General features: G+C 71.8%; 17 protein-coding genes. 9 read left to right on the top strand and 8 right to left on the bottom strand.

The genetic code is table 11. The features are described 5' to 3' along the window. Nucleotides 1-422: 422 nt before the first annotated feature. The 4 genes from FNH04_RS18645 to FNH04_RS18630 are packed head-to-tail and all read right to left on the bottom strand — an operon-like array spanning nt 423 to nt 5,377. Nucleotides 423-1,106 carry an ATP-binding cassette domain-containing protein gene (locus FNH04_RS18645; protein WP_152785658.1) on the bottom strand — a complete coding sequence of 228 codons (684 nt, stop codon included), beginning with the start codon at nt 1,104-1,106 and terminating at the stop codon, nt 423-425. Next, nucleotides 1,103-2,128: an ABC transporter ATP-binding protein gene (locus FNH04_RS18640; RefSeq protein WP_152785656.1), complete on the bottom strand. Its 1,026-nt coding sequence runs from the start codon at nt 2,126-2,128 to the stop codon at nt 1,103-1,105. The genes FNH04_RS18645 and FNH04_RS18640 overlap by 4 nt, the downstream gene beginning before the upstream one ends. Beyond that, complete coding sequence (locus tag FNH04_RS18635; RefSeq protein WP_152785654.1) at nt 2,118-3,872, bottom strand: ABC transporter permease subunit; 1,755 nt, start codon at nt 3,870-3,872, stop codon at nt 2,118-2,120. The genes FNH04_RS18640 and FNH04_RS18635 overlap by 11 nt, the downstream gene beginning before the upstream one ends. Nucleotides 3,873-3,889: 17 nt before the next feature. Next, entirely contained in the window at nt 3,890-5,377 is a 1,488-nt protein-coding gene (locus tag FNH04_RS18630; protein WP_322723270.1) for an ABC transporter substrate-binding protein, read from the bottom strand. A gap of 177 nt (nt 5,378-5,554) precedes the next feature. Here FNH04_RS18630 and FNH04_RS18625 point away from each other — a divergent pair, with 177 nt between their 5' ends. Next, entirely contained in the window at nt 5,555-6,178 is a 624-nt protein-coding gene (locus tag FNH04_RS18625) for a DUF4240 domain-containing protein (RefSeq protein WP_152785651.1), read from the top strand. Between the two features lie 15 nt (nt 6,179-6,193). Here FNH04_RS18625 and FNH04_RS18620 read toward each other — a convergent pair whose 3' ends face one another. Together FNH04_RS18620 and FNH04_RS18615 are read right to left on the bottom strand one after the other, a co-directional pair. Beyond that, nucleotides 6,194-6,859 (bottom strand): HAD family hydrolase, encoded by a 666-nt coding sequence (locus FNH04_RS18620; protein ID WP_152785649.1) that lies wholly within the window; start codon nt 6,857-6,859, stop codon nt 6,194-6,196. A gap of 81 nt (nt 6,860-6,940) precedes the next feature. Beyond that, nucleotides 6,941-8,257, bottom strand: a complete 1,317-nt coding sequence (locus FNH04_RS18615) for a PucR family transcriptional regulator (protein WP_152785647.1) — start codon at nt 8,255-8,257, stop codon at nt 6,941-6,943. 163 nt (nt 8,258-8,420) lie between these two features. Between FNH04_RS18615 and FNH04_RS18610 the strand changes: the two genes are divergently transcribed. After that, nucleotides 8,421-9,401 carry a proline dehydrogenase family protein gene (locus tag FNH04_RS18610; RefSeq protein ID WP_322723269.1) on the top strand — a complete coding sequence of 327 codons (981 nt, stop codon included), beginning with the start codon at nt 8,421-8,423 and terminating at the stop codon, nt 9,399-9,401. A 41-nt stretch (nt 9,402-9,442) separates the two neighbouring features. After that, complete coding sequence (gene pruA, locus FNH04_RS18605; protein ID WP_152785645.1) at nt 9,443-11,074, top strand: L-glutamate gamma-semialdehyde dehydrogenase; 1,632 nt, start codon at nt 9,443-9,445, stop codon at nt 11,072-11,074. A 67-nt stretch (nt 11,075-11,141) separates the two neighbouring features. Here pruA and FNH04_RS18600 read toward each other — a convergent pair whose 3' ends face one another. Beyond that, nucleotides 11,142-13,070, bottom strand: coding sequence for a glycoside hydrolase family 97 catalytic domain-containing protein (locus FNH04_RS18600; RefSeq protein ID WP_152785643.1), 1,929 nt, complete (start codon nt 13,068-13,070; stop codon nt 11,142-11,144). A gap of 340 nt (nt 13,071-13,410) precedes the next feature. Between FNH04_RS18600 and FNH04_RS48655 the strand changes: the two genes are divergently transcribed. Further along, a complete protein-coding gene (locus FNH04_RS48655; protein ID WP_152785641.1) occupies nt 13,411-13,542 on the top strand; it encodes a hypothetical protein in 132 nt (43 codons plus the stop codon). Nucleotides 13,543-13,592: 50 nt separating this feature from the next. Here the strand turns inward: FNH04_RS48655 and FNH04_RS18590 are convergent, their stop codons facing one another. Further along, nucleotides 13,593-15,167, bottom strand: a complete 1,575-nt coding sequence (locus FNH04_RS18590; RefSeq protein WP_152785639.1) for a purple acid phosphatase family protein — start codon at nt 15,165-15,167, stop codon at nt 13,593-13,595. A 144-nt stretch (nt 15,168-15,311) separates the two neighbouring features. On the opposite strand from FNH04_RS18590, the gene FNH04_RS18585 reads away from it, so the two are divergent. The 5 genes from FNH04_RS18585 to FNH04_RS18565 all read left to right on the top strand — a co-directional run. Continuing rightward, nucleotides 15,312-16,355, top strand: a complete 1,044-nt coding sequence (locus tag FNH04_RS18585; protein WP_152785637.1) for a 3-isopropylmalate dehydrogenase — start codon at nt 15,312-15,314, stop codon at nt 16,353-16,355. A gap of 350 nt (nt 16,356-16,705) precedes the next feature. Beyond that, nucleotides 16,706-17,794 carry a branched-chain amino acid aminotransferase gene (locus FNH04_RS18580; protein ID WP_152785635.1) on the top strand — a complete coding sequence of 363 codons (1,089 nt, stop codon included), beginning with the start codon at nt 16,706-16,708 and terminating at the stop codon, nt 17,792-17,794. Nucleotides 17,795-17,959: 165 nt separating this feature from the next. Then, nucleotides 17,960-18,472, top strand: coding sequence for a hypothetical protein (locus FNH04_RS18575; protein ID WP_322723268.1), 513 nt, complete (start codon nt 17,960-17,962; stop codon nt 18,470-18,472). 280 nt (nt 18,473-18,752) lie between these two features. Next, nucleotides 18,753-20,357, top strand: a complete 1,605-nt coding sequence (gene cimA, locus FNH04_RS18570) for a citramalate synthase (protein ID WP_152785633.1) — start codon at nt 18,753-18,755, stop codon at nt 20,355-20,357. Nucleotides 20,358-20,574: 217 nt separating this feature from the next. Next, nucleotides 20,575-21,883 (top strand): hypothetical protein (locus tag FNH04_RS18565; RefSeq protein ID WP_152785631.1); only part of this gene is annotated, 1,309 nt, incomplete at its 3' end.

Genomic DNA, 21,883 nt, shown 5'->3' with positions numbered 1-21,883 from the left:
CCCCTACCCTTCCCATCCCCAGGGGCTGCGCCCCTGGACCCCCTGCCGAGGGGGCTGCGCGCCTTGGGGCCGTGCCGAGGGAGGCTGCGTCCCCTGGCCCCCGGCCGAGGGGGCTGCGCGCCCTGGACCCCTGCCAAAGGGGCGCGCCCGCTGGACGCCCGCCGGGGGCGCTGCGCCCCTGGACCCCCTGCCAAGAGGGCTGCGCCCCTGGAGCGCATCAGGGACAGCGTCACCTTGGACCTCTGCTGTGTCCCTCGCCCGTGCTTCGGGCTTCGCGCCGGAACCCCTTTCACCCGGCTTCGCGTCAAGTCGGACTTCCGCTCAAGCCCCCGCGGCGCCCCATGCCGCACGCGGCGAGTACCGGCCGGAGGCCGCACGGCGCGGTCGCGAAGTCTCCGGGGTGCGGCAGGTGATCGTGGCCGCTACGCGGAAGTGAGGCGTCCGCTCCGCATCTCGATCGAGCGGTCGGCGAAGTGGCTCACCACCGCGCGGTCATGGCAGATGAACAGGTAGGCGAGCCCCAGTTCGTCCTGGAGGTCCGCGAGGAGGTTGAGGACCCCGGCGCGGACGGACGGGTCGAGGGCCGAGACCGGTTCGTCGAGGACGAGGAGACGGGGGTCGGACGCCAGTGCCCGGGCTATTCCGGCGCGTTGGCACTGGCCGCCGGAGAGCTCGTGCGGGAAGCGGTCACCGTACGCAGGGGCCAGGCCGACCCGGTCGAGGAGCCCGGCGACCCGGGCCGGGCCCGTCGCGTCCCAGCGGCCCTGGACACGCAACGCCTCCGCCACCGCGTCGCGGATACGGCGGCGGGGGCTGAGGGAGCCGTACGGGTCCTGGAAGACGGGCTGCATCCGGGGGCGGAGAGGGCGCAGTTCGCGTTCGGTGAGCTTCGTCAACTCCTGTCCCTCGAAGCGCACCTCACCGGAGTCGGGGCGCCGTAGCTGCAGTACCGCCGTGACCGTGGAGGACTTGCCGCAGCCCGACGGGCCGTTCAGGGCGAGGGTCTCGCCCGCGTCGAGGGTGAACGAGACATGGTCCACGGCGGTGACCTCGCCGTAGCGCACCACGAGGTCACGGACCTCCAGGAGCGGCGGGTTCGCACTCATACGGGCTGCTCCAGGAACAACTCGGCCGCCGGGTACGGGACGTCGTCCCAGCGGTGGCAGGAGACCTCACGGCCGTCGTCCGCCACCTGCGGCCGCGGCTCCTCGCTGCGGCAGCGGTCCTCCGCGAGCGGGCAGCGCGGCGCGAAGGCGCAGCCGGACGGCAGCGCGGTGGGCGTGGGCGGTGTGCCCGGGATGGTGGGGAGGCGACGGCGGCCCTCGCGCGGCGCGGTGAGCTCCCGCGGGAGCGACGCCAGCAGCCCCGCCGTGTACGGCGCCCTCGGCCGGTCCAGCAGCTGGGCCGCCGTACCCTGCTCGACCTGGCGGCCCGCGTACATGACGAGCACACGGTCGGCGTGCTCGCGGACCACCGCCAGATCGTGGGTGACCAGGACGAGTGCGGCGCCGACGGCCTCGCGCTGCTCGGCGAGGACCCGGAGCACCTGCTCCTGGAGTTCCGCGTCCAGCGCGGTCGTCGGCTCGTCGGCGACGACCAGGTCCGGTTCGTTGACGGTCGCCATGGCGATGACGGCGCGCTGGCGCATACCGCCGGAGTACTCGTGCGGGTACGCCCGAGCCTTGCGTACGGCGTCGGGGATGCCCACGCGGTCGAGGGCGGCGACCGCCCGGGCGCGGGCCTCCTTGCGCGACACACCGGTCACCGACCGCACGGCTGCGGCGAGTTGGTCGCCCACCGGGTGCACGGGGGAGAGCGCGGAGAGGGCGTCCTGCGGGACGAGGGCCACGCGGCGGCCGCGCAGGGCGGCGAGCGCCGGGGGAGGAGCGCCCACGAGTTCGGCGTACGGGCCCGGACCGTGCCGGAGGCGGACACTCCCTCGCGTTGTGGCGCCGCGCGGGACCATCCCCAGCAGCGCCCGCGCCGTGAGCGACTTGCCCGCGCCGGACTCGCCGACGAGGGCGAGCACTTCGCGCGGACGGACGTCGAAGGACAGGCCGCGCACGGTCTCCACCCCCTCGAAGGCGATCCGCAGCTCACGCACCGAGAGCAGCACGTCAGACTCCAACGGTGGCCTCCTTCGTCGGGGCGCCGGCCCTGGTGACCTTCCGCGCGCGCCGCCCTCCCTGTCCTTCCGCGTACGCCGCCGCCGACACCGCGAGCCCCGCCAGCAGGGCGAGCGCGACCGCGGGGGCCAGGGCCGCCCACGGGGCGCGCTCCACGTAGGCGCGGGACTCGTCGAGCAGCAACCCCCACTCGGGGGTGGGCGGTTGGGCGCCGAGACCGAGGAAGCCCAGGGAAGCGAGGGCGAGGGCGATACCGGGGAGGCGGAGGATCGCGTGGCGGGTGACGGGACCGGCCACGGAGGGCAGGACATGCCGGGTCAGGATCCACCACGGCGAGGCGCCGATGGCTCGTTGGGCTGTCAGGAACGTCGACGCGCGGACCTCCTGGACGAGGGCCGCCGCGTGCGCCGACAGCGCGGGCCAGGAGAGCAGGGCCACGGCGAGCGCCGCGCCGCCCGTGCCGGGGCCGACGACCGCCGCGACCAGGATGCCGGCGATCACCGGGGGCAGCGCGTTGGCGATGTCCGAGGCGCCGGACGCCACGGACGGCAGGAAACCGAGGGCGAGGGAGAGGAGCAGCCCCGCCAGGCAGACCGCGGCCGCCGTGCCGATCGTCGACGCGGCACCGTGTCCCAGCCGGGCCAGCACGTCACGGCCGAGTCCGTCCGTGCCGAGGGGATGCGCCCAGGACGGCGCCAGGAGCCGCGCGGTCGTGTCCACGGTGTACGGGTCGCGCAGCAGCCCCCAGCCGATCGCCGTCACCAGCACCGCCGCGAGCACCACGGGCACCGCCGGGTGGGAGCGCACCGGGCGGGCCGTGGGCAGCGTCAGTCCCGCGTCCCGCAGCGCCGGGCCGAGCAGCCGACGCCGTACGAGGGCCGCCAGGGCGCCCGTGACCAGACCGAGCGCGAGCAGCGCCAGGACCGACCCCTGGAGCAGCGGCAGGTCCTGCGACTTGGCCGCGCCCAGGGCCGTACGGCCGATGCCGGGCACCGCGAACACCGTCTCCACGGCGACCGCGCCCCCCGTCAGACCGACGGCCGCCATGCCGAACTGCGGTACGAGCGGCGGCAGTACGCGGCGCAGGGCAGCCGCGGAGACACGCGCCCTGCTCACCCCGGCACCCCGCCACAGCTCGACCCAGCGCTCGTCCAGTACGGCGGGCAGCGCGTCCGCGACCAGACGGCCGAGGAGTCCGCCCGCGGGCACACCGAGCGCGATCGCGGGCAGCACCATGTACTGCGGGCCCTGCCAGCCGGATGTCGGCAGCCAGCCCAGCCACACCCCGCACACCAGCAGCGCGACCGTGGCCAGCAAGAACTCGGGCAGGGCCGCCAGCATCGCGGCGAACGCCCCGGCCGACCCCCGGCCCCGTACGAGCACGGGTGCGACGAGCGCGCACGCCAGCAGCACCGCGACCCCCAAGGCGGCGGCCATCAGGCCGAGCGACACCTGGAGGCCGGAGACCACGGAGGGGAGGACGTCCGTGCCCGACACCCAGGAGGTGCCGAGGTCGCCGCGGAACAGTCCGGCGGCCCAACTCCCCAGCAGGGACAAGGGGCCCGCGTCCAGGCCCAGGTCCGCGCGGATCGCGGACAGCGCCTCCGGTGTCGCCTCCTGCTCGGCCGACCGTGCCCGCAGCACGGTCAGCGCGGGATCCCTGCCGGAGAGCCACGGCAGCAGGCCGACGGCGGCCACGAGGGCGGCGAGGCAGATGAAGCGGGTCAGCCCGGCGGGGCTGGCCAACTTCCTTACGGTGGACTTCACTTGACGTACGTGTCGACCGTGACCAGCTCGCGCTCGCGCGGGTCGTGGGCCGCGCCCGTCACCCCGGCGGCGTCGCCCTGGATCACGCGCTCGTGCAGCATCGGCACCGCCGCGTCGGTGGCGAGCACGGCGGCCTCGGCCTCGATGACCGCCTTGCGGCGCGTCTCACCGGCCTTGGCCTCGGAGGCCTTGCCCAGAGCCGCGTCGACCGTCTTGTCGGCGAGCTGGGAGAGGTTGAAGGACCCGTCCGAGCCGAAGTCGCTGTAGAGGTACGCGGCCGGGTCGCCGGAGTCGAGGACGGTCGCCCGCGAGAGGATGAACGCGTCGAACTCGCCCGCCAGCGCGTCGGACTCGATGTTCGCGTACTCGCGGATGTCCAGCTTCACCTTGAACCCGGCCTTCTGGAGCTGCTGCTGCAGCGCGGCCGCGACCTCGGGCAGTTCGGCCCGGTCGGTGAAGGTGCCGATCGTGATGGACTCGCCGGACGGGTCGCCGGCCCTGGCCCGCTTCACGGGCGACCGCAGCTCGGCGGCCCAGGGGAGCGCCGGTCCGAGCAGCCCCTCGGCCACGTCGGCCCGGCCCTCGTACACGCCCTCGACGATCGACTTCGCGTCGATGGCCTCGCGGGCCGCGGCCCGGAGCCCGGCGTCCTTGAAGACGCCCTTCCCGGTGTTCAGGTACAGGGTGTTCGTGCGCGGCATCGGGACCTCGGTGATCAGGTCCTGGTCGAGCACGGCGGCCTGGGAGACGGGGACGGCCTCGACGATGTCGGCCTCACCGCTGCGCAGGGCGGCGGCCCGCGCGGTGCCGTCCGGCACGAACTTCACATCGATTCCGGGGGACTTGGCCTTGCCACCCCAGTAGTCGTCGTACCGGTCGAGGGTGGCCGAGGACGTGCCGTTGACCTTGGTCAGCTCGAAGGGGCCGGTGCCCGCGCCGACCGGGTTCACCGTCTTCCCGTCGTACGCCTTCGCCGCCAGGATCGACAGCTGCGGCGAGCTGAGGCGCTGCGGGACGAGCGGGTCCTCGGTGCCCGTGGTGACGGTGACCTTGTCGCCCTCCGCCCGGACGGTCAGCTCGACGCCGTCGAGGATGCGCGGCTTGGGGGAGGCGGTGGCGGCCTTGGTGAGGGAGTCGACCACGGCCTCGGCGGTGAGCTCCGTACCGTCGTGGAACGTCACGCCGTCGCGTATCTCGAACGTCCAGGTCCGCCCGTTCTGCTGCCACTTGGTGGCCAGGGCGGGCCGCGCGTCGCCCTCCGCGTCCAGCTTCACCAGGGTCTCGGCGGTCGACCAGCGCGACAGTTTGAACGCGTCGTCGGAGAGCGGGGACAGCCCCGAACGCGGGGGCAGCATCATCGCGAGCCGTACGCGCTTGCCGTCGCCCTCCGCCGACGACGGGTCCGCTCCGGTGAAGCATCCGGTGAGCAGGGCGGACGCCGCGGCGAGGGCCGCGACGGGGAGCAGGCGGGCGGGCAGACGCACGGAACCCTCCGGGCAAAGGGGTGGTCAAGGATGGGCGCGCTGACGGTAACACGATGACAATCGTTTTCAAGAATCAGGCGTCCGTCAGCCATCGATCAGCCATCGATCGGCCGGGATCCGGCCGACGGTCAAAGCCGACCGGGCGGCGATGTCAGTCCCGCCTGCCACAGTGCGGCCATGGACGACGAGACCTTCTGGCACCTGATCGAGGGCTGCCGGCAGCAGACCCAGGACCCCGATGAGCGCCTGGCGTGGCTGGGCGAGCGACTGGCGCGCGGACCCGAGTCGGAGATCGTGGGCTTCCGGATATGCCTGCACCGCGTGCTGGCGCCCACGTTCACCTGGGATCTGTGGGCTGCGGCGGACCGGATCATGGGCTGGAGTTCCGACGACGTCTTCTTCGGCTTCCGGCTGTGGCTGGTCGGGATGGGGCGCGACACGTTCGAGCGGGTGGCGCGTGATCCGGACGGCCTGGCCGACGTCCCCGAGGTACGGCGGCTCGCGGGGCGGTCCCCGTGGGACTGGGAGGACGAGGAGTGCCCCGACTGGGAGGAGCTCGACTACGTCGCGGAGCAGGCGTTCACCGAGGTGACCGGCGGGAGCGAGGAGGACTTCTACGCCGCCTTCGAAGAGCGGGAGGACGAAGAGCGGGAGGACGAAGAGCGGGAGGGTGAGGACTGCGAGCCGCTGGAGCCGGCAGGTGAGCGGTGGGACGGGGACGACGACGAGCAGGCGGCACGGCGTCTGCCCCGCCTCGGCGCGCTGTTCCCCGGGTCGAAGGCGAGTGCCGGGGCTCCGTGAGCGATCACTGAGCGATCACTGAGCGGTCGGAGGGCGCACGGCGTTGATGACGTGGCCGATGGCGGACGCGGTGTCGTCGGCGACGTGGGTGGGCCGGAATGCCGCCTCGCTCCAGGGCAGGCCGCCCGACACCCAGACGCTCTGCACGCCGATGTCCACCGCGCCCCGGATGTCGGCGTGTGCCGAGTCGCCGATCATCCACGCGCCGTGGAGAGACGCCCCGACGGCGGTCGCCGCCGCGCGGAACATCTCGGGTGCGGGTTTGGTGTGGCCCACGGCCTCGGAGACCACCCAGCCGTGGGCGATCTCGTCGAGTCCGGTGTTCCGGATCTTCGCTTCCTGCTGTGCGACACGGCCGTTGGTGACGATCGCGCAGATCCACCCGCCGTTGATCGCTCGGCCGAGTGCGTCACGGACGGCGTCGGCCAGGACGACGCGATCGGCGGCGCCGTGGTCGAGAAGGGCCCGGACGGCACTGTCGGGGAGGGCCGTGCCGTAGCGGTCGGCCAGGGCCCGGGCGACCTCCTGCCGGGGCGTGTAGCCGCTCGCGTCGAGGGACATCAGCCAGGCGAGGTCGTTCTGGGGCAGCGCGTGCTCGGCCAGGAAGTCCGTTGCCGCGTCCCGGAAGGCGGTATCGCGATCGACCAGCGTGTTGTCGAGGTCGAGCATGAGGAGCGGCATGCCCGCCAGTAGAGCATGGGGCGCCGCGGTCTCCGGGGCGCCGGACTCCGCCCCACGGTGAGTGCCGTACTCAAGGACGGCTCAAAGACGGTGTGCCTTGAGGGCCATGTGCAGCAGCAGGCGGTCCTCCCCGTCGTCGAGGTCCAGTCCCGTGAGCTGCTCCACACGGGAGAGCCGGTAGTAGAGCGTCTGCCGGTGGATGCCCAACTCGGCGGCCGTGCGACCGGCCTGCCCCGCACAGTCGAGGAACACCTCTGCGGTGTGGGCGAGTTCGTGGTGGGCCGGGGACAACAGCCTGCGTACCGCCGGGTCCTGTGGGGACCGCGGGGCCAGGGACGTCAGGAGCCGGTACGGGCCGATGGCACCCCATTCGGCGACCGGCCCCAGCCGTGGCTCGGCCAGTACGGCCCGCGCCGCCGCCGACGCCTCCCCCCACGCGGTGCCCAGCTCGGCCAGCTCGGCGCGGACGCCCGAGATCCCGGCCGCGGTCGTCACCTCGTTCCCCGCGTGCTTCCCGCTCCCGGCACCTGTGTGGCCCCCGGCTCCCGCGTGCCCAGCACTTCCCGCGCGCCTGCCGGTTCCCGTGTGCCTCTCGGGCCCCGCCCGCTCCAGCAGCCGCGTCGCCGCCGCTCGCGCCGGCTGTGTCACGTCCGTCGAGCGCAGCCGCACCAGCAGCGCGAGGCTCTGGGCGGTGGCGCCCCACGGCACCGTGCACAGCGCGGTCGCCCCCGGCACCGTACGCACGGACGGGGCGTCCGACGGGTCGGCGGACGGCCAGGGCGCCACGCAGACCACCGTGTGAAGGCCCTCCGCGCGCGGGCCCAGACCCATCCGGAGCTCCCCGACCGCCATCTCCTGCTGCCACCCGGGCTCCGCCGTGAGCGCCGCGCGCAGCTCACGGGTCAGATCCGCGCCCGCCTGCGCCTCGTCCGCGAGGAGGGCGCCGATACGGGACGCGACCTCCATGGCGGCGGAGAGCTGGGCGCCGGTCGGCCCCGGCTCGCCGTCCAGCAGCCAGACGTACCCGAGGACGACGCCCCGATGGCGTACCGGGAGGCAGATCCGGCCGCGCAGCACGCCCGCCTCCGGAGTGGGCGGGATCCGCACCGGATCCGTCGCCCTGGTGATGCCGAAGCCCTCGAACCACTCCCGCACCGCGGGCGTCGAACGGCGCGTGAGGATCGAGCGGGTGCGCACGGGGTCCAGCGCCGACTCGTCCAGCTCGCCCTCGCTGTCGTACGCGCCGAAGGCGATCAGCTCGAAGTCGCGGTTCTCCAGCGTGGCCGGCGCGCCCAGCAGACCGGAGATCTCGTCGACCAGTTCCTGGTAGTCGTCCCGGCCCGTTCCTCCCGGCCCTCCGGCCTTGAAAACGTCCGTCACCCGGGCATTCTCCCGCATTCTCGCGAGGCTTCATACATCTGTCTGAGATCCAGGGCACGGATGCGTGACAGCTGTCGATGGCCGACGATCGGGGGGATCCTTAGGTTTCACGGTGGTTCTCCGTGCCGTACCCGACTGTTCGGGTTCCGGCCTTCCGCTGCCCCCTGTGTGGAGGTGCCCCGTGCTGGGTCCCGTGATTCTCGCCGCGTCGCGCAGCGACCGGATACGTCGGCTGGTCTCGGCGGCCCCGGTGACCAGGCCGGTGGTCGACCGCTTCATCCCGGGTGAGACGGTCGACGAGGTCGTGCCGGTCATCGAGCGGCTCACCGGCCAGGGCCTGGACGTGACCATGGACGTGGTCGGTGAGGACATCACCACACCCCGGCAGGCCATGGCCGCGCGGGACTCCTACCTGGAGCTGGTCGACCGGCTCAAGGGGCTGGAGCTCGGGGCGCGGGCCGAGATGTCGGTCAAGCTGTCGATGTTCGGGCAGTCCCTCCCGTCGCCCACCACCGCCCTGAAGGAAGGGTCCTCCGGGCCCGTCCCTGAATTCCGCGGCGGCCACGAGCTGGCGCTCGCGAACGTCCGGCCCGTCGTCCAGGCGGCCGCCGCCATCGGGACGACCGTCACGCTGGACGCGGAGGACCACACCACCCTCGACTCGATGTTCGCGATCCACGAGGAACTGCGGAAGGACTTCCCACAGACCGGGTGCGTGATCCAGTCGTACCTGTTCCGCACGGAGGAGGACGCCCGCCGCCTCGCCGCGAACGGTAGCCGCGTACGCCTCGTGAAGGGCGCGTACAAGGAGCCCGCCGAGGTCGCGTACCAGCGCAAGCACGAGATCGACAAGGCGTATGTGCGCATCCTGAAGATCCTGATGGAGGGCGCGGGGTACCCGATGATCGGGTCCCACGACCCGCGTCTGATCTCGATCACGCAGGAACTGGCCCGGCGCGCCAGGCGCAAGCCTGACGAGTACGAGTTCCAGATGCTGTACGGGATCAGGTGCGACGAGCACCTCCGGCTGGCCGCCGACGGCCACCGGATGCGCGTCTACACCGCGTACGGCACCGACTGGTACGGGTACTTCATGCGGCGACTGGCGGAGAAGCCCGCCAACCTGCGGTTCTTCGCCCGTTCGATGGTCAGCAAGGGCTGAGCCCGACACCCCACCGCTCAAGTCAAGGAGTACGGAACCCCATGGACGCTGTGACCCAGGTCCCCACCCCCGTCAACGAGCCGGTGCACGGTTACGCGCCCGGCTCGCCCGAGCGCGCCCGGCTGGAGGCGAAGCTCAAGGAGCTGGCCGAGAACCCGATCGACCTGCCCTGCACCATCGGCGGCGAGAAGCGGCTGGGTGGCGGTGAGCCGTTCGAGGTGGTGCAGCCGCACAACCACAAGGCCGTGCTCGGCACGTACCGCAACGCGACCCGGCAGGACGCCCGGGACGCCATCGACGCGGCCCTCGCCGCCGCGCCCGCCTGGCGTGCGCTGTCCTTCGACGACCGCGCCGCGATCATCCTGCGCGCCGCCGAGCTGCTGGCCGGACCGTGGCGCGAGACCATCGCCGCCTCCACCATGCTCGGGCAGTCCAAGACCGCCCAGCAGGCCGAGATCGACGCCCCCTGCGAGCTGATCGACTTCTGGCGCTTCAACGTCCACTACGCCCGCCGGATCCTGGCCGAGCAGCCGGTCGCCAACGCCCCCGGCGTCTGGAACCGGCTCGACCACCGTCCGCTGGAGGGCTTCGTCTACGCGATCACGCCCTTCAACTTCTCGGCGATCGCGGGCAACCTGCCCACCGCGCCCGCGCTGATGGGCAACGTGGTGGTCTGGAAGCCGTCCCCGACCCAGACCCACGCGGCCGTGCTGCTCATGCGGCTGCTGGAGGAGGCGGGTCTGCCCAAGGGCGTCATCAACCTCGTCACCGGCGACGGCATCGAGGTCTCCGAGGTCGCCCTGGAGCACCGCGACCTCGCGGGCATCCACTTCACCGGCTCGACCAAGACCTTCCAGTACCTGTGGAGGACGGTCGGCAACAACATCGAGAAGTACCGCTCCTACCCGCGCATCGTCGGCGAGACCGGCGGCAAGGACTTCCTGGTCGCGCACCCGAGCGCCGACCGCGCCGTGCTGAAGACCGCGCTGACCCGGGGCGCCTTCGAGTACCAGGGCCAGAAGTGCTCGGCGACCTCCCGGGCGTACATCCCGGCGTCGATCTGGAACTCCGGCTTCAAGGAGGAGTTCGCCGCCGAGATCGACGGCATCGCCATGGGGGACGTCACCGATCTGTCCCACTTCATCGGCGCCGTCATCGACGAGCGCTCCTTCGCCAAGAACAAGGCCGCCATCGACCGTGCCAAGGAGGACCCGGCCTGCACGATCGTCGCGGGCGGCACGTACGACGACTCGGTGGGCTGGTTCGTCCGCCCGACCGTCGTCGAGTGCACCGACCCGGAGAACGAGGTCTTCACGACCGAGTACTTCGGCCCGTTCCTCGCCGTGCACGTCTACGAGGACGACGCGTACGAGGAGATGCTGACCCAGATGGAGTCGGTGGCCGAGTACGCCCTCACCGGTTCGGTCATCGCGAACGACCGCGCGGCGGCCGCGTACACCGCCGAGAAGCTCCGCTTCGCCGCGGGCAACTTCTACATCAACGACAAGTCGACCGGCGCCGTCGTCGGCCAGCAGCCCTTCGGCGGCGGCCGAGCCTCGGGCACGAACGACAAGGCCGGAGCCCCGCAGAACCTGATGCGCTGGACGCTGACCCGCGCCATCAAGGAGACGTTGGTCCCGCCGACGGACTACCCGTACCCGCACATGGGCTGAGGCCCGGGCGCCCGCGGGGGGAGGCGGTCGCGACGGTGCGGGACACCGCCGCGACCGCCCTGACGGCTCAGTTCTCGCAGCTCGTACGGCCCTCACGCCACCGGCACGCCACCGCGGCGAAGCCGCCGTCCGCCACCACCGGTACGGCGAGGGTGCCGCCGCCCCGGACGACGTACCCCTCGCGGACGAGCCCCGACGGGCCGTCCGTGACCGTCTCCACCAGCCAGCGGCCCCCGCCCAGCCGCACCGGTACGTCCACGGTCCGGGCCGCGCCGGCGACCGTGCCGCCGATGAACCAGCGGCCGTCGGGCGCCTGCCGGGCGAGGACCGCGGAGCGGCCCGGATCGCCGGTCAGCAGCCGGGTCCGCTCCCACCGCGCGGGCAGTTGCTCCAGATAGCGGCGGGCCTCGGGGCGGGCCTCGTACGACTCGGGTGTCCCGGCGAGGTTCTGGATGCCGGACTCGTACAGCACCGCCAGGCCCAGCTCACCCGCGTCCGAGGCCACGTTGGGCCGGTACGGGCGGTGGAAGGCGCCCGGAGTGAAGTCCATCGAGCCGAGGACGTTGCGGGTGAAGGGCAGGGCCGCGAGGTGCTCGGCCGTGTTGGTGCGCTTCTCCTCGCCGCCGACGCCCTCGAAGGTCAGCACCTGTGGCCAGGTGCGCTGCATGCCCTTCGGGATGGTCGAGCCGTGGAAGTTGACCATCAGGTGGTGCCGGGCGGTGGCCTCCAGGACGTCGTCGTACCAGCGCATCCGCTCCTGGGACTCCGAGTCCATGAAGTCGATCTTGACGCCCTTGACGCCCCAGCGCTCCAGCGTGGACAGCCACTTCTCGCGCTCGACGGGGTCCGTGAGCAGCGTGTAGTGCAGCCAGACGTGGATGCCGACGCCCTTCGCGGCCGCGTACCGCACCAGTTCGGGCATCCAGCTGTTCGTCTGCCAGTCGGGGTCGATGACCTCCCACTCGCCGGGCTTGAAGTACCAGCCCGCGTCCACGACCTCGTACGGCCAGCCGCGCTCGGCCGCGTAGTCGACGTACTTCTTCTGCGCGTCGAGGCTCTGTCCGGCCTCCTTGCCTCCCGCGAGCCAGGTCCACAGCGCCGGGCCCGGCTTGATCCAGGACGTGTCGCGGACGCGGGAGGGTGGGGCCAGGTCGTCGATGAACGTGGACTCGGTGACGGTCGCCAGGTCGCCGGTGATGACCGCCCGCCAGGGCGTGGTGAGTCCGGAGCCGTCGGGTACCTGGACCGGTTCGTCGTTCCAGAGGGCGACCTGGTACGTCGAGGAGCCTTCCTCGTGCGTCAAGTGGGCTCCCGAGTAGGTGCCGTTGACGTCGGACTCCGCGATCAGGGCCTGGCCGCCGGGGGTGTCGAAGAGGGCCTGCATCATGTACGGGCCCGTCGGTGGCAGGGTCGCCGACGCGTACCGGGTGAAGCGGAGCTCGTTGTCGGCGCGGTACCCGCCGATGACGGCCTCCGTGCCGGCGGGCAGCGTGAACGCGGAGGTCTCGCGGAGCACGTCGCCCTGGTCGCGGGGGAGTACGTAGCGGTACGCGACACCGTCCCCGGCCACGCGGGTCACCAGGTCGATGCGGGCGCCGGCCGCCGTACGGAAGCGGAAGCGGGACTCGCTCATGCGGACGACACGGTGGCCGGACTTTCCCGTCGGACTGGTGTAACTGCCGGACACCGTGCGGTCGGTGCGGCCCGTGAAGGTCAGCCGGCCCGAGAAGTCGGCCTGTTCGGTGACCAGGCCGAGGGGCGAGGGCTCCAGGATCGTACGGTCGCCGCGTCTGACGGCCAGTGTGGGGTGCCCGTCCGTCGGGTCGAGTGCCACGACGGCCGTGGGGGAGCCGGGCGGGCCCTGGATCTCCCAGGACCGGCCCGGTGCCGTGCGGTCGGCGTGGGCGGACGGCGCGGCCACGGCGGCGGCGAGCAGCGCGGAGCAGAGCGTCAACACGATGGTGCGTGGCCTTGAGGGGGCCGGTAGGGCGGGCATGCGGGTACCTCTCCCTGTCGCAGTCATCCGATGACTGTGAGCGTGGAGGGGCGCTATGAGGCTGTCAAGGAGTTATGCAGGCATAGACATCGGATTACTGGCCCGTGTGACCCACTGCACTGTCTCAGATAGTAGGAAGCCCAAGTAATTGTGGAGACAGGCGCGCTGTCCTCGCTTACTTTTGTAGGAGCCGAACGTCTCGCTCGACCAAGCGAAGGGCGCTCGTGAGCCGGAGCCCTAGGCAGGCAACCCCTGCGGCACCGCTCCCCGCCCCATCCGGCGCGTGTCTCGCAACCCCCCTTCCCGTGCTCCCGGATTGCTTCGAAGGAGTCGATTTCCCATGGCCGAGACGACCGCCCGCCGCCGAGTCCGCCGTATCTCCCGTACCGCCGAGTCCGACCGCAAGAACGCCGCCGCCGCGCTCCAGCGCGCCCTCGACCGCAGGGACAACGGCGGAGCGACCGGACACTGAGTCCGGCCGCGCCCCGGCCGTGGGCTGGGGCTCAGGGGTGCTTGCACCCCTCAGCCGCCGCGTCGCACCTCGAAGTGGTCGATGCGCTCGCCCTTCTCGGTGAGCGCTGAGACCTTGAGCCGGGCGGCCCTGGCGCCCGTTCCGGTCTCCACCTCGACCGAGAGGAAGGAGAAGCCGGTGTAGCGCACGCGCGACCACTCCACGGTCTCGTCCTTCTGCTCCTGCGACTTCGTCCAGAGGAACGACTCGACGGAGTCGCGGTTCCTGACGTGCCCCTCGTAGCTGTCCTCGACGCCCTCGGGAAAGCCGTACAGGGTCTTGCCGCCGCCGCCCGCGGTGACGTACACGATCCCGTCCCGCGAGGGATCCGTGGAGTCGCCGATCCGTACCGGCTTGCCGACCCCGCCGTCCTTGATGGCGTCCGTCCGCTCGTACACGTGGTTGTGCCCGTTGATCACCAGGTCGACCTGGTGCTTGGTGAACAGGGGCAGCCACTCGGCACGCAGGCCGCCGTCCGACGCGTGCTTCGACGTCGAGTACGCGCAGTGGTGGAAGAAGACGACGATGAAGTCGACCGGGTCGGCCGCCCGCAGCTCCTTGAGCGTCCGGTCCAGCCAGGCCGTCTGTCTGCCGCCCGTGTAGCCGAAGTTGGCGGGGATCTCGTACGAGACGTCGTTCGCGTCCAGGGACACCACGCCGACGTTGCCGTACGTGAACGCGTACACGCCCGGCGCCTTCCGCGGGTCGAAGCCGCTCTCCGGGAGTGAGAAGCGGGCCAGCTGCCCGCCGTACCCGTCCGGCGAGTACCAGGCCTCCATGTCGTGGTTGCCGACCGCCACCATCCACGGCACCGACTTCGCCACCGGCTCGGTCTGCTTGAGGAACGCGTCCCACGCCGACGGGTTGAACAGGTCCGACTTCTCGCCGTGGCCGGTGTTGTCCGCGTAGCAGATGTCGCCCGCGTGCAGGTGGAAGGCGGGTTCCTGACGCAGCAGCACCTTGTCGTTGGCGATCGCCTCCGCGCTCACGCCCTGGTCGCCGAAGGCGGTGAAGACGAACTTCTCCGGGCTCGCGGGCGCCGTGCGGAAGGAGGTGATGGTCGACCGGCCATGCGGCGAGGCCGGGTCGAAGCCGTCGTGGCCGACGCCGTAGTAGTACGTCGTGCCGGGCCTCAGGCGGTCCAGGGCCGCGTGCACGTAGTACTGGTCGTACGCCGGGCGTCCCCCCAGGGCCGGGGTGGGCAGGTGGCGGACCTCGGCCTCGATCTTCCGGCTCAGGTCGTCGGGCCTGAGACCCACACGGACGTACGGCTTGCCGACCGACAGCGGCACCTGCCAGGAGATCCGCATCTGCGTCTTCGGGTCGGCGCCGAAGGCGAGATGACGGCCGAACGGGGTGACGACGGAACCGTGCACCCGCTCCGTGGACGTGGCGGCGGGCGCGGACGAACGGCCCGACGTCGCCGTGCCCGACCCCGAGCAGCCGGTCAGCAGCCCGCCGGCCAGCGCGCCCGCGGTCAGCAGCGTGCGGCGCCGGGACAGTCTGGTGCGCAGGTACTCGTGCTGTTCCGCCATGCTCATACGGTGCGCGAGCCGCTCGGGAATGCCGAAGTCCGGTGTCTCCATGACGTCGAACTTCCCAGCGACTCCCAACTCACGGCAAACACACGGGTGAACGCCAGTCAACGGATCGGGGGCCGCGGCGACACGGCCGCGTCCATATCGCGGACGCCCCGTGTCATCCCATGGGACAAGGAGTACGGTGCCGTCATGTCTCGCAGCATCAATCTCGCAGTGATTCCCGGTGACGGAATCGGCCAGGAAGTCGTGGCCCAGGGTCTGAAGGTCCTCTCCGCCGTCCTTCCGCAGGATGTGAAGCTGGAGACCAAGGACTACGACTTCGGCGCCAAGCGCTACCACGCGACCGGTGAGACCCTCACCGACGCCGACCTCGAGGCCCTCAAGCAGCACGACGCGATCCTGCTCGGCGCGATCGGTGACCCGAGTGTCCCGTCCGGCGTCCTGGAGCGCGGCTTCCTGCTCAAGCTCCGCTTCGCCTTCGACCACCACGTCAACCTGCGCCCCTCGAAGCTGCTCCCGGGTGTCGCCACCCCGCTGGCCGGCGAGCCGCGGATCGACTTCGTCGTGGTCCGCGAGGGCACCGAGGGCCCGTACACGGGCAACGGCGGCACCATCCGCAAGGGCACCGAGCACGAGGTCGCCACCGAGGTCTCCGTCAACACGGCCTTCGGTGTCGAGCGCGTGGTCCGTGACGCCTTCGCCCGTGCCCAGGCCCGCCCGCGCAAGAAGCTGGCGCTGATCCACAAGAACAACGTGCTGACCTTCGCGGGTCACCTGTGGACGAACATCTTCAACAAGGTGGCCGAGGAGTACCCCGAGGTCACCACCGAGTACATGCACGTCGACGCGGCGACCATCTACCTGGTCACCCAGCCCGAGCGCTTCGACGTGATCGTGACCGACAACCTCTTCGGTGACATCATCACCGACCTCGCCGCGGCCGTCTCCGGCGGCATCGGCGTCGCCGCCTCCGGGAACATCAACCCGAGCGGCGAGTTCCCGTCCATGTTCGAGCCCGTGCACGGCTCGGCCCCGGACATCGCGGGCCAGGGCAAGGCCGACCCGTCGGCCACCGTCCTGTCCGTCGCCCTGCTGCTGCGCCACCTCGGCTACGAGTCCGAGGCCGCGCGTATCGAGGAGGCCGTCTCCGCCGACCTCGCCGAGCGTGTGGGCAAGCCCGCCCGCTCCACCGACGAGATCGGTGACGCGCTCGCCGTACGAGTAGCCGGCTGACCCGCCGCGCACTCATCCTCCGAGAAGCCGCCGGGTCGCACTCACCGCACCCGGCGGCTTTCGTATGCCCTCGCCGGGTGTCACCATCAATTCCCTGGGCAAGCCCAAGGGTCGCATTCACACCCGTTCCGGACAGGGTCTCCCGCTTGCGATAATCAGACGCGGAGCCGCCGAATGAGGGGATGCTCGGACGTCCTAGCACTGGCCACTGGACGTGCGGGCGTGAGCGCGGCCCGTCACACACGAACCGGTGCTGCATCTCCCGGGGGACAACCCCCGGACCCCCGGCCGAAAGCCGGGGGCGTCGGAGACATATCGGCCACCCTGTAGGCAGTGAAGGACAACCACTGATGACGACGCCCACGATCGAGCTCAAGCCCTCGGCCCACCCGCTCTCCGACGCGGAGCGCGAGGCGATCCTGGCCAACCCCGGGTTCGGCCGCCACTTCACCGACCACATGGTGACGATCAAGTGGACCGAGGGCCGCGGCTGGCACGACGGCCAGCTCGTGCCGTACGGCCCGCTCTCCCTCGACCCGGCGAACATGACCCTGCACTACGCCCAGGAGATCTTCGAGGGACTCAAGGCGTACCGCGGGCCCGACGGGTCCGTCGCCACGTTCCGCCCGGAGATGAACGCCCGCCGCTTCCAGCGCTCCGCCCACCGTCTCGGCATGCCCGAGCTTCCCGTCGAGGCGTTCATCGAGGCCTGTGACGTCCTCGTCCGGCAGGACAAGGCGTGGGTGCCCGCGCACGGCGGCGAGGAGTCCCTGTACCTGCGCCCGTTCATGATCGCCACCGAGGTCGGCCTGGGCGTCAAGCCGGCCAACGAGTACCTGTTCCTCGTCATCGCCTCGCCCGCGGGCGCGTACTTCCCGGGGGGCGTCAAGCCGGTCTCGATCTGGCTCTCCGAGGACCGCGTCCGCGCCGTCCCCGGCGGCATGGGCGACGCCAAGACGGGCGGCAACTACGCGGCCTCCCTGCTCGCCCAGGCCGAGGCCGCCGAGAAGGGCTGCGACCAGGTCTGCTACCTCGACGCCGTCGAGCACAAGTGGATCGAGGAACTCGGCGGCATGAACCTGTACTTCGTGTACGGGGACAGGATCGTCACGCCGTCCCTGACGGGCTCGATCCTGGAGGGTGTCACCCGTGACTCCCTTCTCACGGTCGCCCGCGACCTCGGCCTCACCGCTGAGGAGGGCCGTGTCTCCATCGACCAGTGGCAGCGCGACGCCGAGAGCGGCGCGCTGACGGAGGTCTTCGCCTGCGGCACCGCCGCGGTCATCACCCCCGTCGGCACGGTCAAGCGCACGGGCGCCGAGTGGCAGCAGTCGGGCGGCGAGCCCGGTGAGGTCACCCTCAAGCTCCGCGAGGCCCTCCTCGACATCCAGCGCGGCACGGCGGAGGACCGCCACGGCTGGATGCACCGCCTGGGCTGAGCAACGGCCAGGGGCTCTCGGCCCCGGCCTCCGCAGGCTCCCCGGTCCCCGCGCTGCCCAACGGCGGCGCGGGGGCCGGGAGTTGCCGGCGTGAGACGGGCGCGGGTCCTCAGGTGGAAGGCGCGGGTCCTCAGGTGGAACAGGTGCCTCAGGTAGAACAGGTGAGTGAACACACTGCTCTGTGCCCGCTGCGGCCGCCGGCTGACCGAGCCCGTCCGGCAGCTCGACGAGATGCCCGAGCTCCCCGAATGGGACGGCATGCCCGACGCGGACGGCCGGCGCCACGGCCCGGCGAGCGTCCCGCGCGGCGCCTACGTCGTCGACCCCCAGCCGTACGGGGCGCCTTTCGTGCCGTACGAGGGGGACGAAAACGCGTACGACGGGATCGTGCCAGGTGGCATGTGGATGTCCGACGAACGGGGGTTGCTCGTCTCCGACGGACCTCGCGGCACGTACGTCCTGCATCCGCTCGACGTCGTCGAACTCGACCGGCACCCCGACGGGTCCCGCCTCGGTGGCTGCTGCGGCCTCAACCCCTTCAACGGCGTCAACCTCGTCTGCTCGTGCGGTGCCGAGGTCGCCATCGGGGCCTCCGACTGCTCGGGCGGTTATGAGACCCGGCTCGTCCCGGACGCCGTGCGTGCGACGGACACGCCGCCCGGGCTGCTCGCATCCTGAGACGGGCGGTGAGCACGGGGGCAGGTTGTGCCACACTGCCCCCGTGCTCTCGTTCGCCATGATTATTGGCAGCAGGCGCGCCGGTCCGCAGTGACCGTCACGTACGACCACGTACGGGCGGACACCGTCGTCCTCGACCCGCGCGCAGACCTCTCGCACCCGCGAGAGGTTTTTCTTTTGCCCGGCCCACCATCAGCCGGGAGGAGAGCGCGAGGGATCATTGGGGGACGGCGGAGCCGGTCATTCCGGTAGACCGAGATCCAACACAGGAGCCGAAACCATGACCGAAACCAGCGAGCTCGACGATTCCTTCCACGTCTTCGACACCACCCTGCGCGACGGCGCGCAGCGCGAGGGCATCAACCTCACGGTCGCGGACAAGCTGGCCATCGCCCGGCACCTGGACGACTTCGGCGTGGGCTTCATCGAGGGCGGCTGGCCCGGGGCCAACCCGCGCGACACCGAGTTCTTCGCCCGCGCCCGCGAGGAGATCGACTTCCGCCACGCCCAGCTGGTCGCGTTCGGTGCGACCCGCCGGGCGGGCGGCAAGGCGAGCGAGGACCCGCAGGTCAATGCTCTCCTCGGCTCGGGCGCTCCTGTGATCACCCTGGTCGCCAAGTCCCATGACCGGCATGTCGAGCTGGCGCTGCGCACGACCCTCGACGAGAACCTGGAGATGATCCGCGACACGGTGTCGTATCTCCGCTCCCAGGGCCGCCGGGTCTTCGTCGACTGTGAGCACTTCTTCGACGGCTACCGCGCGAACCCCGAGTACGCCAAGGCGGTCGTCCGTGCGGCGTCGGAGGCCGGCGCCGACGTGGTCGTCCTGTGCGACACCAACGGCGGCATGCTCCCGGCCCAGGTCCAGGCGGTGGTGGCGACGGTCCTCGCCGACACGGGCGCCCGCCTCGGCATCCACGCCCAGGACGACACGGGCTGCGCCGTCGCGAACACCCTGGCCGCGGTCGACGCGGGCGCGACGCACGTGCAGTGCACCGCGAACGGCTACGGCGAGCGCGTCGGCAACTCCAACCTCTTCCCCGTCGTCGCCGCCCTGGAGCTGAAGTACGGCAAGAAGGTCCTCCCCGACGGCAAGCTGCGCGAGATGACGCGGATCTCGCACGCGATCGCCGAGGTCGTGAACCTGACCCCCTCCACTCACCAGCCGTACGTCGGCGTCTCGGCCTTCGCGCACAAGGCCGGGCTGCACGCCTCCGCGATCAAGGTCGACCCGGACCTGTACCAGCACATCGACCCCGAGCAGGTCGGCAACACCATGCGCATGCTGGTCTCCGACATGGCGGGCCGCGCGTCGATCGAGCTCAAGGGCAAGGAACTCGGCGTCGATCTGGGCGGCGACCGCGAGCTGGTCGGCCGGGTCGTGGAGCGGGTCAAGGAGCGCGAGCTCCAGGGCTACACGTACGAGGCGGCCGACGCGTCCTTCGAACTCCTCCTCCGCGAGGAGGTGGCGGGCAAGCCCCTGCGTTACTTCCGCACCGAGTCCTGGCGCGCCATCGTCGAGGACCGCCCCGACGGCAGCCACGCCAACGAGGCCACGGTCAAGCTGTGGGCCAAGAGCGAGCGCATCGTCGCCACGGCGGAGGGCAACGGCCCGGTCAACGCCCTGGACCGCGCCCTGCGCGTCGCCCTGGAGAAGATCTACCCCCAGCTCGCCAAGCTCGACCTGGTCGACTACAAGGTCCGCATCCTGGAGGGCAAGCACGGCACCGAGTCCACGACCCGTGTGCTGATCTCCACCTCCGACGGCACGGGGGAGTGGTCCACGGTGGGTGTCGCGGACAACGTGATCGCCGCGTCCTGGCAGGCCCTGGAGGACGCGTACGCGTACGGGCTGCTGCGGGCGGGCGTCGAACCGGCGGAGTAGCCACGGTCGGCGGAGGTCGGTAACTCGGCGGAGTCCAGTAACTCGACGGCGGTCAGTACCCGGCGCCGGCGGGACGGGAGCATCGGGACGGGGGCGTCGGGACGGTCGGGCCCGGGTATGCGGTACGGGCCCGACTCCGCCACCTGACTCGCCAGGTGAACGATCCGCTTTCACTCCTTTACCCCGTTATGGGTGACTTCGAGGTAGCTTCGAATGTATGAACGCTGCACCCGTTCGAGGTCTTCTGCGCCTGCTGATCGTGCCGCTCATAGTGGCGCTGGGGGTGCTCGCGGCCGGGGTACCCGGCGCGCACGCGGCCACCGATCTGTCCGAGGTCGCCGAGGCCCTGCGTGAGAGTCCGGTGTACGTGGACCCGGCCGCCACCGACCTGCTCTCCGAGTCGGACGCCGAGTCGCTCGCCGACAGGATCGAGGACGCGGACAAGCCGATCTTCGTGGCGGTCCTCCCGGCCGACTATCCGACCGAGAACCTGTTCGCCAACCTGCGTACCGAGACGGGTGTCGCCGGCCTGTACGGCATCCGGCTCGGCGACCGCTTCGACGCGCGGGCCGACAGCGCCGTGCTGAGCAACCAGGCGGTGGACAACCTCGTGACGGCGGTGCAGGGCGCGGGCGACCCCAAGGCCCAGCTGGGCGACTTCGTCGACGACGCCCTGCGCAGCGACCTCGGCGGTTCGGCCCCGTCCGGCTGGAGCGGGGGCGGCGGTGGAGTGGTGGTGGACCCGGGCGCGCTGGCCGCTCTCGGCGCGGTCCTCGCGGCCGGCGGCGCGGGCGCGTACGGACTGGTCCGCCGCAACCGCCGCAGGAGGGAGGAGGAGCGGCGCGCCGCTCTGGAGAAGCTGCGTGTCGTGGTCGACGAGGACATCACCGCCTTCGGCGAGGAGCTCGACCGCCTCGACTTCCACCCCGCGGAGCCCGGCGCCGACGACGCGATGCGCGCGGACTACGAGCGGGCGCTGGACGCCTACGAGCAGGCGAAGACGTCCATGGCCGCGGCCCGGCGCCCCGAGGACGTGCGCGCGGTCACCGAGGCCCTGGAGGACGGCCGTTTCTCGCTCGCGCAGCTGGCCGCGCGCCGCGAGGGCCGCCCGATGCCCGAGCGCCGCGCTCCCTGCTTCTTCGACCCGCGGCACGGCCCGTCGGTGGCCGACGCGACCTGGAGCCCCGACGGCGGCACCCCGCGCGAGGTCCCGGTCTGTGCGGCGGACCAGGCCCGCCTGGCCGACGGCCGCGACCCGATGGTCCGCGAGGTGGAGACGGCGTCCGGCGGCCGCCGCCCCTACTGGGAGGCCGGCCCGGCCTACGGCCCCTGGGCGGGCGGCTACTTCGGCGGCGGCATCCTGCCCGGCCTGCTGATCGGCACACTGCTCGGCAGCATGATGGCCACCCCGTCGTACGCCGCGATGTACGGCGCCGGCTACGGCGACTTCGGCGGCTACGAGGGCGGAGATGTCTCGGGCGCGGACTTCGACACCGACGACTTCTCCGGCGGCTTCGGCGGAGGGG

The organism is Streptomyces phyllanthi (assembly GCF_009377205.1).
Classification (GTDB): domain Bacteria; phylum Actinomycetota; class Actinomycetes; order Streptomycetales; family Streptomycetaceae; genus Streptomyces; species Streptomyces phyllanthi.
Note: the sequence above shows the minus strand (reverse complement) of the source record. Positions and strands in the feature narration are given on the sequence as shown.